The following is a 13,965-nucleotide window of genomic DNA, read 5'->3' as shown; positions in this document are numbered from 1 at the left end:
CCGCTGCGGCGGGTTTTTTTACACCACCGCTTCCTCCAGTGTCGCGAGTGGAGAAAGCAGGTAATACGAAGCTAGTGTTTAATTTTGAGCTCGGCAGCGTCGGCAATAAATATATGCTGGAGCTGAAAAAGGGTGCCCGGAACTAAACCATTTTCTGCAGGTACGCCAGAAAAAATGTGAGTAATCTATGCGTTGCGCTCACTATGATTAACGTTTTCTGGTGGCTCAACATAGTCTAATCCGCGGATGCTATCTTTGAGATTAAACAGCCGGGACAGCGCCGCTCTGCCGCTATCCGTCACTTGCACTTCCCGATATCCCGGCGCGCGGGTTATCCATCCTTTTTGCTCAAACAGCGCCAACAGCGCCGATCCGGCGTCGCCTCCCAGATGAAAACGTCTTTCGCTCCAGTCAAGACAGGGGCAGCAAGGCTTACGTCGCGGTCGAGCGTTAAGTACTGCGCCCAGGCTTTCAAGCTGGGTTTTACCGGCTGACGTCAGGGACTGCCCATCGGCCGTCAGCCATTTTTCCCGCAGCATAAACTCATAAATATTCACCGCCAGTTCGCCCGCCAGATGGTCGTAGCAGGTGCGGGCGTAGCGAAGCGTAACCGGCGTGCTGGTGGCCAGCGCCTTATGCGCCTGCATTGAGACGCCCATCAGGTTTTCCAGCAGCCCGGCGATATGCGGGCCCGCCAGGCGGTAATAGCGGTGGCGCCCCTGCGCGAGACACACCACCAGCCCGTTGCTGAGCAGCCGGGCAAGATGTCCGCTGGTGGTGGAGGCGGAGACCTCGGCGACCGTGCTGAGCTCGGTCGCCGTCCATGCGCGCCCGTCCATCAGCGCGCAGAGAATACTGACCCTTGACGGGTCGGAGAGGGCTGAGGCCACCATCGCCATCGCGGTTTCCAGTGCCGCCTCTGGCTCACTGTCTTGCTGCGTTTTGAGGAGATTCATTCAGAAAGTATGGCCCATTTTTTGGTCACTTCCGCTGCCCGGGTGTCATCATCGGTAAGGAGAATGAGCCGGTTACGGTGGTCGCTGTACTGTACCAGAATATTAATACCGTTGCGGGCCAGGGTGTCGGCAATGTCCCCCAGTTCCCCGGGTCGTTCCTGGGGTAACTTGCGTATCAGAGGACGGCATACATCGCTGACCGTAAATCCGGCCTCGGTCAGCACCCTGCGGGCTGTCTCACCGTCTTCCACCAGAAAATGCGCATGTCCGGCATCAGGCGTGGTGAATACCCCACCACCTTCGAGACCCACACCGTTGTTGCCCAGCGCTATACCCATTGCGCCCAGCGAGCCCGGCGTGTTGCTGAGAATGACGTGAATATCATACATCTGGCTGTGCTCCCCGATCCGATGAGTAATCCCGGAACACGCGGGCAACGCGTATTCTGTAATATGAAAAAATCGATGCTTTGCCTTCGCGCTGGGCAGCCAGATGCCGCTCATTTTGCTGCCAGTTGGCCACCGATGTTTCATCTTCCCACCAGGATAACGAAAGGATTTTGCCGGGCGAATTCAGGCTCTGAAAGCGCTCGATGGCGATAAACCCCGGCGTGTCTGAAAGCAAAGGCGTCAGCCCGGCCGCCAGTTGAAGATATCTTTCCTGTGCTTCCGGTAAGGCGTCGGCCTCAAAAAGTACCGCAATCATAAGTCTGCTCCGTGGTGAATTTCCCTGCAGTCTAATGACGGCCAGAGCAGGATGCTTCGGTGTGCAGCGAAGTGTGGCTGAGGTTGGATACCCCAGCCACATTTCCTGAGCGCCGGATGACCGCGCCAGAAACGAGTTACTCTGCGTTAAAGATAATAAATTCAGGCTGGTAGCTGACCGGGAAATTGACCGAGCGGGCGATAAAACAGACGTGATGGATCTGCTGATGAATGGCCGCGGCGGCGTCGAGATCGGTACCTGGTAATACGGTGATTTTCGGCCTGAGGGTAGCAGAAATAAAGCGACCCGCGCCCCCTTTTAATACTTCACCCGTTGCCACCGGCGAGTCCTGATATTCCATGACCGTAATGCCGGCATCTGAGGCCAGATGTAAGTACCACAGCATGTGACAGGCAGAGAGAGAAGAGAGCAGGAGATCTTCCGGGTTCATTTTGCCGGGATCGCCGCCCAGTAATGGATCATTTGAACAATGAATAGGTTCTTTTCCCTTTACCGCGATATCCCAGGTTCGGGCATAAGCCTTGTAACCCGAGGTACCCGTGCCCTGATTGCCGGTCCATGTGATGTGACTGGTATAAGCGTGTTCCATTGGTTTGCCTTTCTCTATAGAGGGATGAATTTCTTCACTGCGGTATCGTCCAGGTGCATTGCCTGAACGAAGCTGCAGGTAGAATCGCAAGGTTGTCATGACGTTGGCTAGAATGGCATAATGGTATACCATTTATGAATGATGTAAAGAGAGCCAAATGAACGCTGCTACCCGTTCGACCGCCGACATCCTTGCCAGTGAGTTAAAAATCTTAATCAACAAGGGGGCATTGCGAGATGGCGACCGGCTTGTGGAGCGCGACCTGGCCTGCCAGTTTTCTGTCAGCCGTATCCCAATGAGAGAAGCGATACAGCAGCTTGAGCGCGAAGGTCTGGTTGAGATTTACAGAAATCGTGGCGCGGTGGTGAAAACGCTGACGGCCGCAGATGTCGATGAAATTTATCAGCTGCGGGCACTCCTGGAAGGTGAAGCCATTTTTCATAGCCTGAAGAATATGGACCCGGAAACGCTTGCCCGGGCAGAGCTGGTGCATCAGCTGCTGAGCAGCGCTTCTGAACCCGAGCAGCAGGGGAGGTATAACCGGGAGTTTCATGAACTGCTGTATCGGAAGTGTAACAATCAGCGCCTGTTGAAGATGATCGGTGAATTGCGCGAGCAGATTGAAAGATATGAGCTTTTTCAGAACAGACTGCTGTCGGATACGCTGAAATTCCAGGATGAGCATCAGCAGATCCTGATGGCCTGCCAGCAAAATAATCCACAGGAGGCTCGGGCATATACCGTGAAACATATTCTTTCAGCAGGCGAAACCCTTCGCGCCTATATTGTAAGCCGTTAATGGTTGCGTAAAGCGGCTGCGATGTTCAGGCATAAATTGCAATCCGTCTCAGCTCAATGCTATAAGAAAAGAGCCGTTATAATGGCGCTTATGTTTTATCTGTAAAGAAATAAGTGAAGGTCAGATAATGATTACGTCAGTGCAGCCAACCACCACCGTCACCACCACGACCGTAACCTGCGGTGGTGTGGGCGTATCTGTGACCGGCTCCTGACAAACAGATCCTCACTCCCCGCCAATGTGGACGGGGAGCGTCTTCTCCGTTCGTGACAGACTGAATGGAGACCCATCATGATTTCATCTGAACATGCCCTGTTAATTATCGATATGCAGCAGGGGCTTTTCCGTGGCCCGGTTTCCCCGTATCAGGCCGATGCGCTTCTGGCGAACGTTTGCCTGCTGATTGAAAAAGCGAGACAGGCTGAGGTGCCAGTCTTCTTTGCCCGCCATACCGGACCTGACGACTCTCCGTTCTCCGCGCAAAGTCCATTAACCCAACTGCTGCCTGAGATGGGGGTTAACTGCGAGCGGGATATCGTTTTGATTAAAAAATACCCCTCCTGTTTCCAGCAAACTGACCTTGAGCATCAGCTCGCCCAGGCCGGCGTAAAACAGCTGGTTATTGCCGGGATGAAAACCGAATTCTGCGTGGACACGACCTGCCGAGCGGCATCGGCGCTGGGATTACGGACGGTGTTAATCTCGGATGCGCACTCAACCATGGATAACGAACGTTTATCAGCGCCTGACATCATTGGCCATCACAATGTCACCCTTGCGGGGCCCTTTGTGACGCTGTCGACCGCGGCAGAGTGGCGCTTTTCGGCAGAGAAATAAGGGTGAAGAAAGGGAGCCTGAGGGCTCCCGTTCGCGACGCCTGCTCATCCGGTTTTACTGCGTAGGGCGACGCAGGGTGGAGGCGGGGTGACGCCGGAGCGCCTCTTCGGGACGCACCGGGCGCCGCACCAGCTCGCCGCCGCAGTTCGGGCAATGGCCGTTCAGCCGGGCCGTCATGCAGTCCTGGCAAAAGGTACACTCGAACGAACAGATAAACGCTTCGGGTGAGTCTGGCGGCAGATCTTTATCACAGCATTCGCAATTCGGGCGTAACTCGAGCATGACCTTCTCCTGTGGTTAATGGCGGTATCCGCCACGGCGGGCCAGCGGATACTGTTTTTATATCACGGCCCGCACTGGCCGCCGAGGGGTTTCGCTGCGTTAACCTCCGCCTCAAAGCGTTGCCTTTCCGGGCTGCATCCCCGGCACGAGGATCACTTTGCGGCATGCCTCTTCACGCTTCTCAAAGATCTGATAGCCGCGCGCGGCCTCCTCCAGCGGCATATGGTGCGTGATAATCTCCTCCGGGGTGAGCAACCCTTGCTCAATTAGCGCCAGCAGATCCGGCAACCAGGCATGGACGTGGGTTTGCCCCATTTTGAAGGTCAGCCCCTTATCAAAGGCATCGCCAAACATAAATCCGTGAATGAAACCGGCGTAAACCCCGGGCACGCTGACGATGCCGCCGCGGCGCACGGCGGCGATGCACTGGCGCAGCGCTTTCCCGCTGCTGCCCTCGATTTTCAGGGTGCTGAGGACGGTTTCCGTGAGGCTGCCTTTCGCCTCGAAGCCGACGGCGTCAATCACCGCGTCGACGCCGCGATGGCCGGCGGTGTTGTCGATAATCCACTGCGCCGGGTCGTCATGGTGGTCGAAGTTTATCGGGATCGCGCCATAGCGCTGCTGCGCGAAGTCGAGTCGGTAATCGTTATGATCGATGATGAATATCTGCTCTGCGCCATTGAGCCTGGCGCAGGAGGCGCACAGCAGGCCAACCGGGCCGGCGCCAAAAATAGCCACGCTGCTGCCGGGTTTGACCTCGGCGTTTTTTACCGCCTGCCAGGCGGTGGGCAGAATATCCGACAGAAACAGCACCTTTTCATCGGGTAAGGTGTCCGGCACTTTAAACGGGCCGGTATTAGCTTTGGGAACCCGCACATATTCCGCCTGGCCGCCGGGGATCCCGCCGTACAAATCACTATAGCCAAACAGCGCCGCGGGTGGCGAAATACCTTTGCGATTGAGCGTCGCCCCCTGGCCGCTATTGGTGCTTTCGCAGGCGGCATATTGCTGCAGGCGACAAAAGAAGCAGTCTCCGCAGGCAATGACAAACGGGATAACCACCCGATCGCCTTTACGAACCGCGGTGACGTCCGAACCGGCGTCCACCACTTCCCCCATAAATTCATGGCCGAAAATATCACCATGGTGCGTGCCGGGGATCTTTCCGCGGTAAAGGTGCAGATCGGAACCGCAGATCGCCGTCGCCGTGACGCGCAGAATAATATCGTCCGGCGCCTCAAGGGATGGGTCAGGCATGGTGTCAACGCTGACATGATGGGGGCCATGATAAGTGAGTGCTTTCATAGAGTCTTCTCCTGGAGAGAATGGCTGATCGCATCAGGCGCAAAGGCAAAGTGACCTGACGCTAATGCCGCCGATAAACCACCGTGAAAATAAAGCGTAGAGTACTAATAATGGAACTGCGTGATATTCCAGTCGCTGAATATATGCCACGCTTCGCTTATTTATTGGCGTTATTTGCCTGTTTCCCCTGAATATGCCAGGCTTAATCGGGCATGATATTCGCTCCATTTTATTTTCCAGCCGCTTCCCCAGCGGCTTTTTTTTTGCCTTAAAAACAAGAAAAATTCCTAATTTCGGTCGGGCTACAGGCAATACTGCCGCTTCGTTATATAACCCAACGGGAGTAACCCGCCGGTATAAATAATTGTTTGCCGCACGGGGGGGGGGTACGCATTATTTCCCTGAACACAGGGGGTTAGCCGAAATGTGCCGTCTGGTTGTTTTTGATGTGTTTTATAGAATTATTCCGAATTGCTGCTAAAAGGTATCGGAAACACCGGATAATAATTTGACTAACCAGCATTACCCGCTAGATTTAAATATCGAACGACGAGTGATACGGAATATTTTCGTATCGTACTGACATAACCGATATACATGAGGTGAAAATATGGCAGAGCATCGTGGTGGTTCCGGTAATTTTGCTGAAGACCGTGAAAAAGCTTCTGAAGCAGGTCGTAAAGGTGGTCAGCACAGCGGCGGGAACTTTAAAAATGATCCGCAGCGTGCGTCCGAAGCGGGTAAAAAAGGCGGACAAAACAGCCACGGCGGTGGCCGCAAGTCTGATAATTCCTGATTATCCTTTTCCTTGCACCCTGAAGTGAAAGTATCTCCTGCGAGTCTGTCACGGGCTCGCAGTTATTTTCTGACTCCAGAAGGTATTTCTATGAATATGAAAAGCATTGAAGATGTATTTATTCACCTGCTCTCAGATACCTACAGCGCAGAGAAACAATTAACCCGCGGGCTGGCTAAACTGGCCAGAGCGGCGTCCAGTGAAAAACTCAGCGCGGCGTTCAATGCTCATCTTGAAGAAACCCAGGGCCAGATTGAACGTATCGACCAGATCGTTGAGCAGGAATCCGGTCTGAAAATCAAACGCATGAAATGCGTGGCCATGGAAGGATTAATTGAAGAGGCCAATGAAGTCGTTGAGAGCACGGAAAAAAATGAAGTACGTGATGCCGCGTTAATTGCCGCTGCGCAAAAGGTCGAGCATTACGAAATTGCCAGTTACGGTACCCTGGTGACCCTGGCGGAACAGCTGGGTTATAAAAAAGCGGTCAAACTGCTGGCCGAAACCCTGGAAGAAGAAAAACAAACCGATGTGAAATTAACCGACCTGGCGGTAGGTAATATTAATAAAAAAGCAGAAAAATAAACGCTCCCTGACACGAGGAAATCACGATGAATCACATTGAACATTATCATGACTGGCTACGAGATGCGCATGCCATGGAAAAACAGGCAGAATCCATGCTGGAATCAATGGCTGGCCGTATCGATAATTATCCGGATCTCCGTGCCAGAATCGAACAGCATATTAATGAGACCAAACGGCAAATTACCGTGCTGGAAGAGATCCTCGACCGCAACGAGATTTCGCGCTCGGTGATTAAAGATTCAATGAGTAAAATGGCGGCTCTCGGCCAGTCCATCGGCGGGATGTTTCCTTCCGATGAAATAGTCAAAGGCTCGATCAGCGGGTACGTCTTCGAGCAGTTTGAGATCGCCTGCTATACCTCTCTGCTGGCGGCGGCTGAAAAAGCGGGCGATACCGCCTCCATTCCGGCCATTGAGGCCATCCTGGCGGAAGAGCAGGCCATGGCCGACTGGCTGATCAAACATATTCCTCAGACTACGGAGCAATTTCTCCTGCGTTCAGATGCTGACGGCGTAGAAGCGAAAAAATAACCAGGAGGCAGGCCTATGTTTCGTCATGTGAAACAACTGCAGTATACCGTGCGCGTTGCTGAACCCAATCCGGGGCTCGCGAATTTACTGCTCGAACAGTTTGGCGGCCCTCAGGGCGAGCTGGCCGCCGCGTGTCGTTATTTCACTCAGGGATTAAGCGATGACGATCCCGGCCGCAAAGACATGCTGATGGATATCGCGACAGAGGAGCTGAGCCATCTGGAGATCATTGGCACCCTGGTCGGCATGCTAAATAAAGGCGCCAAAGGGGCGCTGGCGGAGGGCACCGAAAGCGAGGCGGAACTCTATCGTTCGCTCACCGCCAACGGCAACGACAGCCATATTACGTCGTTACTGTACGGCGGCGGTACCCCGCTGACCAATTCGGCGGGCGTGCCGTGGACGGCGGCCTACATTGATACTATCGGCGAACCCACCGCCGACCTGCGGTCAAACGTCGCGGCGGAGGCGAGGGCGAAGATCGTCTATGAACGGTTGATCAACGTGACCGACGATCCCGGCGTAAAAGACGCGCTGGCGTTCCTGATGACCCGCGAAGCGGCGCATCAGCTCTCTTTTGAGAAGGCGCTGCAGTCAATTCGCAACAACTATCCGCCGGGCAAACTGCCGCCCATTAGCGAGTACGCGAACACCTACTACAATATGTCTGAAGGTGGAGAAGTACGCGGCAGCTGGAACAGTGACAAACACTTCGATTATGTCAAGGATCCGCAGCCGGCCGTGGATGGCGGAGATGGCAGCGCCTCTGTCGGCCTGACGCCGGAGCAGGAAGCGCTGTGCAAAGCGATGCTGAAGCGAACAGAGTCTGACCCGCAGGGTGATCCTTTGACCGGCGCTGAACTGGGCGCCGGTAAGCAAAACACCTCATCATCGGCTAAGTGATGTTCGCATAAGCCCCGGCTGCGGCCGGGGCGTTTCATAATGATGGGTGCGGATTATGTTTGAATTTGACGCGTTTCATCTGGCCCGACTGCAATTTGCCTTTACCGTTTCCTTCCATATTCTGTTTCCGGCCATCACCATCGGCCTTGCCAGCTACCTTGTGGTGCTGGAAGGGATGTGGCTGCGAACCCGGGATAACGTCTGGCGCTCGCTCTACAACTTCTGGCTGAAAATTTTCGCCGTCAATTTTGGCATGGGCGTGGTTTCCGGATTAGTCATGTCCTATCAGTTCGGCACCAACTGGAGCGGATTCTCCCAGTTTGCCGGCAGTATTACCGGCCCGCTGCTGCTGTATGAAGTGCTGACCGCCTTCTTCCTCGAAGCGGGATTCCTCGGCGTGATGCTGTTCGGCTGGAGCAAGGTGCCGCCGGCGCTGCATTTTTTTACCACCTGCATGGTAGCCCTTGGCACCCTGGTCTCCACCTTCTGGATCCTCGCCTCCAATAGCTGGATGCAGACGCCGCAGGGTTTTACCCTCGAAAATGGCCACCTTATCCCGCAGGACTGGCTGGCGATTATCTTTAACCCCTCATTCCCGTATCGCTTGTTCCATATGGCGATCGCCGCGTTTCTTAGCAGCGCCATGTTCGTCGGGGCCTCCGCCGCCTGGCATCTGCTGCGCGGCAACGACTCGCCGGCCATCCGCAAAATGCTGTCGATGGCGATGTGGATGGCGCTGCTGGTGGCGCCCATCCAGGCGGTGGTGGGGGATATGCATGGCCTTAACACCCTTGAGCATCAGCCGGCGAAGATTGCGGCGATTGAAGGACACTGGGAAAACCGGCCGGGCGAGGCCACCCCGCTGTTACTGTTTGGCCTGCCGGATATGGAAGAGGAGCGGACCCGCTATGGCCTGGAGATCCCGGCGCTGGGCAGCCTGATCCTCACCCACAGCCTGCATAAGCAGGTGCCGGCCCTGAAAGATTTCCCGAAAGAGGACCGGCCCTATTCGCCCGCCGTGTTCTGGTCGTTCCGTATCATGGTTGGGATGGGCGTGTTGATGATCGCCTTAGGGATCTGCAGCGCCTGGCTGCGCTATCGTCGGCGGCTGTACCATTCGCGTCCCTTCCAGTGGTTTGCGCTCTGTATGGGGCCCGCCGGTCTTATTGCGCTGGTCGCCGGGTGGGTGACCACCGAGATGGGCCGTCAGCCGTGGGTGATCTACGGTTTGCTGCGCACCCGGGACGCGGTGTCGTTGCACAGTACGCTGCAGATGGCTATCAGCCTGCTGGTGTTTATCGTGGTCTACTGCGCGGTGTTTGGCGTGGGGTATTACTATATCTTCCGGCTTATCAAAAAAGGGCCGCAGCCGGTGACGGAGCTGACCTCGCAAACCGCAGGCACCCCGGCGCGTCCGCTCTCGGCGGCAGAGCCGGTGCGGGATGAGGAGAACGCATCATGAGCATCGATATCTCGGTGATTTGGTTTGTCATCATTGTCTTCGCCACGTTGATGTATATCGTGATGGATGGTTTCGATTTAGGCATCGGGATGCTGTTCAGCGTGGTGCATGACGCCGAAGAGCGCGATGTGATGGTTAACAGCGTGGCGCCCGTCTGGGATGGTAATGAGACCTGGCTGGTGCTCGGCGGGGCAGGGCTGTTCGGCGCGTTTCCGCTGGCTTACGCGGTGATCACCGATGCGCTGGTTATCCCGCTGACGGCGATGCTCATCGGCCTGATTTTCCGCGGCGTGGCGTTTGAGTTTCGTTTTAAAGCGGTTCCCTCGCATCGCACCTTCTGGGACTATGCCTTCGCCGGCGGCTCGCTGCTGGCGACCTTCAGCCAGGGGATTGTCGTCGGCGCCTTTATCAACGGCTTTGCGGTAGCCGACCGCCGCTTCGCGGGCTCGACGCTGGACTGGCTTACCCCCTTTAACCTATTCTGCGGTCTGGGGCTGGTGGTGGCCTATCTGCTGTTGGGCACCACTTGGCTCATCATGAAAAGTGAAGGCGCGCTGCAGCAGCGGATGCGCGAACTGACTCGCAAGGTGCTGCTGGCGCTGATGGCGGTGATCGCGGTGGTCAGCGTCTGGACGCCGTTGGGCTGGCGCTACGTGGCGGAACGCTGGTTTACGCTGCCCAATTTCTTCTGGTTCGTGCCGGTGCCGATCCTGGTGCTGACCCTGAGCCTGTGGATCTGGCGCCTGAGCGCGCGCCCCGCCAGCCACGCTCGTCCCTTTATCCTGACGCTGGGCCTGATATTCCTCGGCTTCAGCGGGCTGGGGATCAGCGTCTGGCCGAACATTATTCCGCCGCACATCTCCCTGTGGGATGCCGCCGCGCCGCCCTCCAGCCAGGTATTTATGCTGCCGGGGGCGCTGCTGATCATCCCGGTGATCCTGATGTATACCGCCTGGAGCTATTACGTCTTTCGCGGCAAAGTGTCCGGTAGCGAAGGCTATCACTGAGAGGACAGCAAGTCGGCTACTGATGATTGGCCGGCGCGCCGCGCCGTCCGGTCAGGGATGACCGAAATGGTCGCGGACAGACCGGCGACCCGCTCCACCCCTGCGGGCAGGGTATCGATATGGATACGCACCGGCACACGCTGCGCCAGCCGCACCCAACTGAACGTTGGCTCGACCTGCGGCAGGCCCAGGGCGCCGGTTTCATCATTGGTATCGCCGATCCCGTGCCCGATGCTCTCCACATGGCCGGTAATAACCGGGTCATAGCCCATCAGCGTGATGTGCGCGGTATCGCCAATGTGGATGTGGCGCAGACGGGTCTCTTCAAAATACCCCACCACCCAGAAGCTCTGACCATCGATAATGGCGACTGTCGTCACCCCGGCGGTGGCATAGTCGCCGGGGCGCAGCCGGAGATGGGTCACGTAGCCGGATACCGGCGCCCGCACGGTGGCATGGGCTACATTCAACTGCGCCAGCGCCAGTGCCGCCAGCGCGCCCTGGTAGTTAGCGGCCGCGACGCTGGCCGCGCTGTTGGTCTGTTTCAGATCTTCGCTGGAGATGACGCCCTGGATCTGCGCCCGACGTCTGGCGGCATCCTGGCGCATCGCCATCTCCTGGCGTCGGGCTTCCACCTCCGCCTGAGCGCTGCTGACCGCCAGCTTCAGCCAGCGCGGATCGATGGTATAGAGTACCTCTCCCCGATTGACCCACTGGTTGTCTTTCACCGCCACGCTGGCCACCGGCCCCGAGACATTGGGGGCGATCTGCACCACGTCGGCCCGCATCCGGCCATCGCGGGTCCAGGGCGTCTGCGCCTCCTGTTTCCAGAAAATGAAAGCCAGTAGCGCGGCGGCGGCGACGGCGCCTAAAGTCAGGGCATAGCGGCCCAGAAGTGTCAGATACAGTGTCATACGGATAACCCCAGCGAGTGAACGCCCTGCAGGAGCAGGAAGAAAAGCGCGATAAAAAGGGACAGCCCCCACAGCGGCCGGCACGGCAGGCGACCCGGGCCGCGGGCGGAGAAGATAAGCGGTTGCAGCAACAGTGTAGCGAGCAGGGCGATAAGGCCGACAATCAGCAGGCCGGGGAAAAATACCCCGCCCAGCGCGAGGTCACGCATGGTTCTGGCTCTCCTCAGGCAGGTGTAAGGCGCAATACAGCGCGATGAGCGCTTCCGCACGTTCGCGCGAGGCGGCATCGGTCGCCGGTAAAGCCTGGGCCAGCAGCGCATTGACCGGTTGCTCCAGGGCCGTCATGTCCGGCTGCGGGTTCAGCGCGTCCAGGAGCGCTTGCACTGCGTCCGCCGACGCACTGTCCGCCTGCTGATAGCGACGGCGCAGATGGATCACGGCGAGACCGGTACGAATATCGCGCAGCATCGTGTCAAGCAACTGACCGGCTGCCGGTCCGCTCTGCGGCAGGCGGGGCAGCAGTAATGCGGTTCGGTCGATCATCAGGTTGGTCCAGCGGTGGGCATTGTGCGCCAGCCGGCCGCGAGCGGCGCGGCGGATATCGCGCTGGCACAGCGTCAGCAGACGACGGATAGCGGTTTCCGCCTGCACGGTTTGCAGCAGGCGCATACCAAACGCCGCATAACCGACGGCGATAAACAGCGCGAGCGCGGTATTGATCGCCGTCGCGAAGTCGCCGCGGTAGCTGGCCCCCAGCTCGCACAATATCGGCAGCGTCAGGGTGATGCCCATCGCCATAAAGGTGGTGGCTGGCCGCGCCTGCAGCGAGCCGGCCAGCAGATAGACCGGGGCGAGCACCGCCGCCAGCAGCGCAAATTCGTTCACCTGCGGCAGCAGGACGAAGCTGTAGAGCAGGCTGAACAGCACGCCCCACACGCAGCCGATCAGGTATTTCACCAGATGCGCCGCCGGCGCGTCGAAGCTGGCGAACAGGCTACAGCAGACCCCGAGGATCGAGACCGCGGTGCCGCCATCGGGCCAGGCGGATCCTATCCAGATCAGGCAGCCGCTAAGGATGATGACGAAGGCGCCGAAGGAAGTCCGCAGGGCGCTGAGCGGATCGCGATGGAAAACATAACCCTTCGCCGCGCCGGCGTCGGGGGGCAGGGCAGGCGACCGCCGGCGATAAACCGCCTTCGCCAGCCGCTCGCTCTCCTGCAGGAGGCGGATGGCTTCCGCCAGATGGCGCGCCAGGCTGAGCCGCAGCGCCTCGTCCATGGTCTGCGCGTCAGTAGCGTACCGGGCGATGAGCCGCTCGCAGCGGAAGAGAAGTCCGTCTGCCGAGGGCGCCGACCTGGCGGCTTGCGGGCCTGTCAGCCAGGCCTCTGCCTCCGCCAGCAGCGCCTGCAGGTCGTCAGGTGGCGGCCCGCTCCGCTGTAAACGGTCATACAATTCGCCATTGACGATCAACAGTCGCGCCAGCCGGTCGTGGATCGCTTTTCTCGCCTGGCGGTGAGGGACAGACAGGCCGTCATCCCAGGGCAGGTGGTGGTTAATGCCCTGGAGAAACTGCAGGCTCAGCGCCAGCCGCAGCGTTTCCGCCGCCACCGGCTTGCCTGCCAGCGTATCGGCGATCCGCTGGCGGGCGGTTGCCAGCGTCTGTGCCAGCGTGCTGTTAAACCGCCCGGCGATGCGCACCGGCAGCACGAAGCGATGGATCAGGCCGGCGCATAAGATACCGATGACGATCTCTTCCACCCGGGTGACGGCGAGGTCAAAAATCGTCCCGGGCGCGGAGACGGCGGGAAAGCCAATCAGGCTCGCGGTGTAGCCCGCCAGCAGGAAGGCGTACCCGCGCGGCGTGCGTTCAAGCAGGGACAGGCAGAGGCTACCCGCGATCCACAGGGCCAGCACGACGCTGCACAGGATCGGCTGGTTGACGAAGGTGGGCACGATGATCACGGTGGCCGCCGCGCCGACGACGGTCCCGACCAGCCGATAGACGCTACGGCTCAACGAGGCGCCCGCCGAGGTCTGCGAGACGATATAGACGGTGATGATGGCCCAGGAAGGCCGCTGCAGACCGATGGAGAGCGCGAGATAGTAAGCCAGCATCGCCGCGGCGAAACTCTTCGCGGCATAGATCACCGCCTGGCCATCGCTGCGCAGCGCGGCTGAGGGTGTTTGCGGCATGAAACGGCGCGCGACGGCGCCTGCGGCCCGCAGCCAGCGGGCCTGACGAAAGAGGATGATGTTCATGCCGCCGATTAT

General features: G+C 58.1%; 17 protein-coding genes. 8 read left to right on the top strand and 9 right to left on the bottom strand.

Features of this window, described 5'->3' with window-relative positions; translation table 11 throughout:
* Positions 1 to 185: 185 nt before the first annotated feature.
* From AC6CWS_RS23915 to AC6CWS_RS23900, 4 genes are all read right to left on the bottom strand, one after another.
* On the bottom strand, positions 186 to 956 hold the full coding sequence (locus AC6CWS_RS23915) for an ArsR/SmtB family transcription factor (RefSeq protein WP_065883863.1): 771 nt from the start codon (positions 954 to 956) through the stop codon (positions 186 to 188).
* Positions 953 to 1,345 carry an amino acid-binding protein gene (locus AC6CWS_RS23910; RefSeq protein ID WP_017899009.1) on the bottom strand — a complete coding sequence of 131 codons (393 nt, stop codon included), beginning with the start codon at positions 1,343 to 1,345 and terminating at the stop codon, positions 953 to 955. Before AC6CWS_RS23910 ends, AC6CWS_RS23915 begins: the two co-directional genes overlap by 4 nt.
* A complete protein-coding gene (locus tag AC6CWS_RS23905; RefSeq protein ID WP_065883865.1) occupies positions 1,338 to 1,661 on the bottom strand; it encodes an antibiotic biosynthesis monooxygenase family protein in 324 nt (107 codons plus the stop codon). Before AC6CWS_RS23905 ends, AC6CWS_RS23910 begins: the two co-directional genes overlap by 8 nt.
* Positions 1,662 to 1,797: 136 nt before the next feature.
* Positions 1,798 to 2,271 (bottom strand): OsmC family protein, encoded by a 474-nt coding sequence (locus tag AC6CWS_RS23900; RefSeq protein WP_023289207.1) that lies wholly within the window; start codon positions 2,269 to 2,271, stop codon positions 1,798 to 1,800.
* A gap of 157 nt (positions 2,272 to 2,428) precedes the next feature.
* Between AC6CWS_RS23900 and AC6CWS_RS23895 the strand changes: the two genes are divergently transcribed.
* On the top strand, positions 2,429 to 3,070 hold the full coding sequence (locus AC6CWS_RS23895) for a GntR family transcriptional regulator (protein ID WP_064154847.1): 642 nt from the start codon (positions 2,429 to 2,431) through the stop codon (positions 3,068 to 3,070).
* 291 nt (positions 3,071 to 3,361) lie between these two features.
* The gene (locus AC6CWS_RS23890; protein ID WP_023289210.1) at positions 3,362 to 3,907 is read left to right on the top strand and encodes a cysteine hydrolase family protein; all 546 of its coding nucleotides are present in this window, start codon (positions 3,362 to 3,364) and stop codon (positions 3,905 to 3,907) included.
* Positions 3,908 to 3,961: 54 nt separating this feature from the next.
* Here AC6CWS_RS23890 and AC6CWS_RS23885 read toward each other — a convergent pair whose 3' ends face one another.
* Both AC6CWS_RS23885 and AC6CWS_RS23880 read right to left on the bottom strand, forming a co-directional pair.
* A complete protein-coding gene (locus tag AC6CWS_RS23885; RefSeq protein ID WP_044522234.1) occupies positions 3,962 to 4,189 on the bottom strand; it encodes a DUF1272 domain-containing protein in 228 nt (75 codons plus the stop codon).
* A 111-nt stretch (positions 4,190 to 4,300) separates the two neighbouring features.
* Positions 4,301 to 5,494 carry a zinc-dependent alcohol dehydrogenase gene (locus AC6CWS_RS23880; protein WP_048297271.1) on the bottom strand — a complete coding sequence of 398 codons (1,194 nt, stop codon included), beginning with the start codon at positions 5,492 to 5,494 and terminating at the stop codon, positions 4,301 to 4,303.
* A 610-nt stretch (positions 5,495 to 6,104) separates the two neighbouring features.
* Between AC6CWS_RS23880 and AC6CWS_RS23875 the strand changes: the two genes are divergently transcribed.
* The 6 genes from AC6CWS_RS23875 to cydB all read left to right on the top strand — a co-directional run bounded on the left by AC6CWS_RS23875 (position 6,105) and on the right by cydB (position 10,780).
* Positions 6,105 to 6,290: a con-10 family general stress protein gene (locus AC6CWS_RS23875; protein ID WP_004150795.1), complete on the top strand. Its 186-nt coding sequence runs from the start codon at positions 6,105 to 6,107 to the stop codon at positions 6,288 to 6,290.
* A 90-nt stretch (positions 6,291 to 6,380) separates the two neighbouring features.
* Positions 6,381 to 6,875 (top strand): YciE/YciF ferroxidase family protein, encoded by a 495-nt coding sequence (locus AC6CWS_RS23870; RefSeq protein WP_023289213.1) that lies wholly within the window; start codon positions 6,381 to 6,383, stop codon positions 6,873 to 6,875.
* A gap of 26 nt (positions 6,876 to 6,901) precedes the next feature.
* The gene (locus tag AC6CWS_RS23865; protein ID WP_023289214.1) at positions 6,902 to 7,408 is read left to right on the top strand and encodes a ferritin-like domain-containing protein; all 507 of its coding nucleotides are present in this window, start codon (positions 6,902 to 6,904) and stop codon (positions 7,406 to 7,408) included.
* 15 nt (positions 7,409 to 7,423) lie between these two features.
* Positions 7,424 to 8,311, top strand: a complete 888-nt coding sequence (locus tag AC6CWS_RS23860; RefSeq protein WP_023289215.1) for a manganese catalase family protein — start codon at positions 7,424 to 7,426, stop codon at positions 8,309 to 8,311.
* Between the two features lie 55 nt (positions 8,312 to 8,366).
* The gene (locus tag AC6CWS_RS23855; protein ID WP_023289216.1) at positions 8,367 to 9,773 is read left to right on the top strand and encodes a cytochrome ubiquinol oxidase subunit I; all 1,407 of its coding nucleotides are present in this window, start codon (positions 8,367 to 8,369) and stop codon (positions 9,771 to 9,773) included.
* Positions 9,770 to 10,780: a cytochrome d ubiquinol oxidase subunit II gene (cydB, locus tag AC6CWS_RS23850; protein ID WP_048297273.1), complete on the top strand. Its 1,011-nt coding sequence runs from the start codon at positions 9,770 to 9,772 to the stop codon at positions 10,778 to 10,780. The genes AC6CWS_RS23855 and cydB overlap by 4 nt, the downstream gene beginning before the upstream one ends.
* Here cydB and AC6CWS_RS23845 read toward each other — a convergent pair.
* From AC6CWS_RS23845 to AC6CWS_RS23835, 3 genes are read right to left on the bottom strand one after another with little or no spacing between them, the layout of a single operon-like run.
* On the bottom strand, positions 10,774 to 11,694 hold the full coding sequence (locus AC6CWS_RS23845) for an efflux RND transporter periplasmic adaptor subunit (protein WP_023289218.1): 921 nt from the start codon (positions 11,692 to 11,694) through the stop codon (positions 10,774 to 10,776). The genes cydB and AC6CWS_RS23845 overlap by 7 nt on opposite strands.
* Entirely contained in the window at positions 11,691 to 11,903 is a 213-nt protein-coding gene (locus tag AC6CWS_RS23840) for a DUF1656 domain-containing protein (protein WP_049014926.1), read from the bottom strand. Before AC6CWS_RS23840 ends, AC6CWS_RS23845 begins: the two co-directional genes overlap by 4 nt.
* Positions 11,896 to 13,953: an FUSC family protein gene (locus AC6CWS_RS23835; RefSeq protein WP_065883869.1), complete on the bottom strand. Its 2,058-nt coding sequence runs from the start codon at positions 13,951 to 13,953 to the stop codon at positions 11,896 to 11,898. The genes AC6CWS_RS23840 and AC6CWS_RS23835 overlap by 8 nt, the downstream gene beginning before the upstream one ends.
* Positions 13,954 to 13,965: the final 12 nt, after the last annotated feature.

Source organism: Klebsiella sp. M041 (assembly GCF_059759695.1).
The sequence above is the reverse complement of the archived record's forward strand: the minus strand, read 5'-3'. Positions and strand labels throughout refer to the sequence as shown.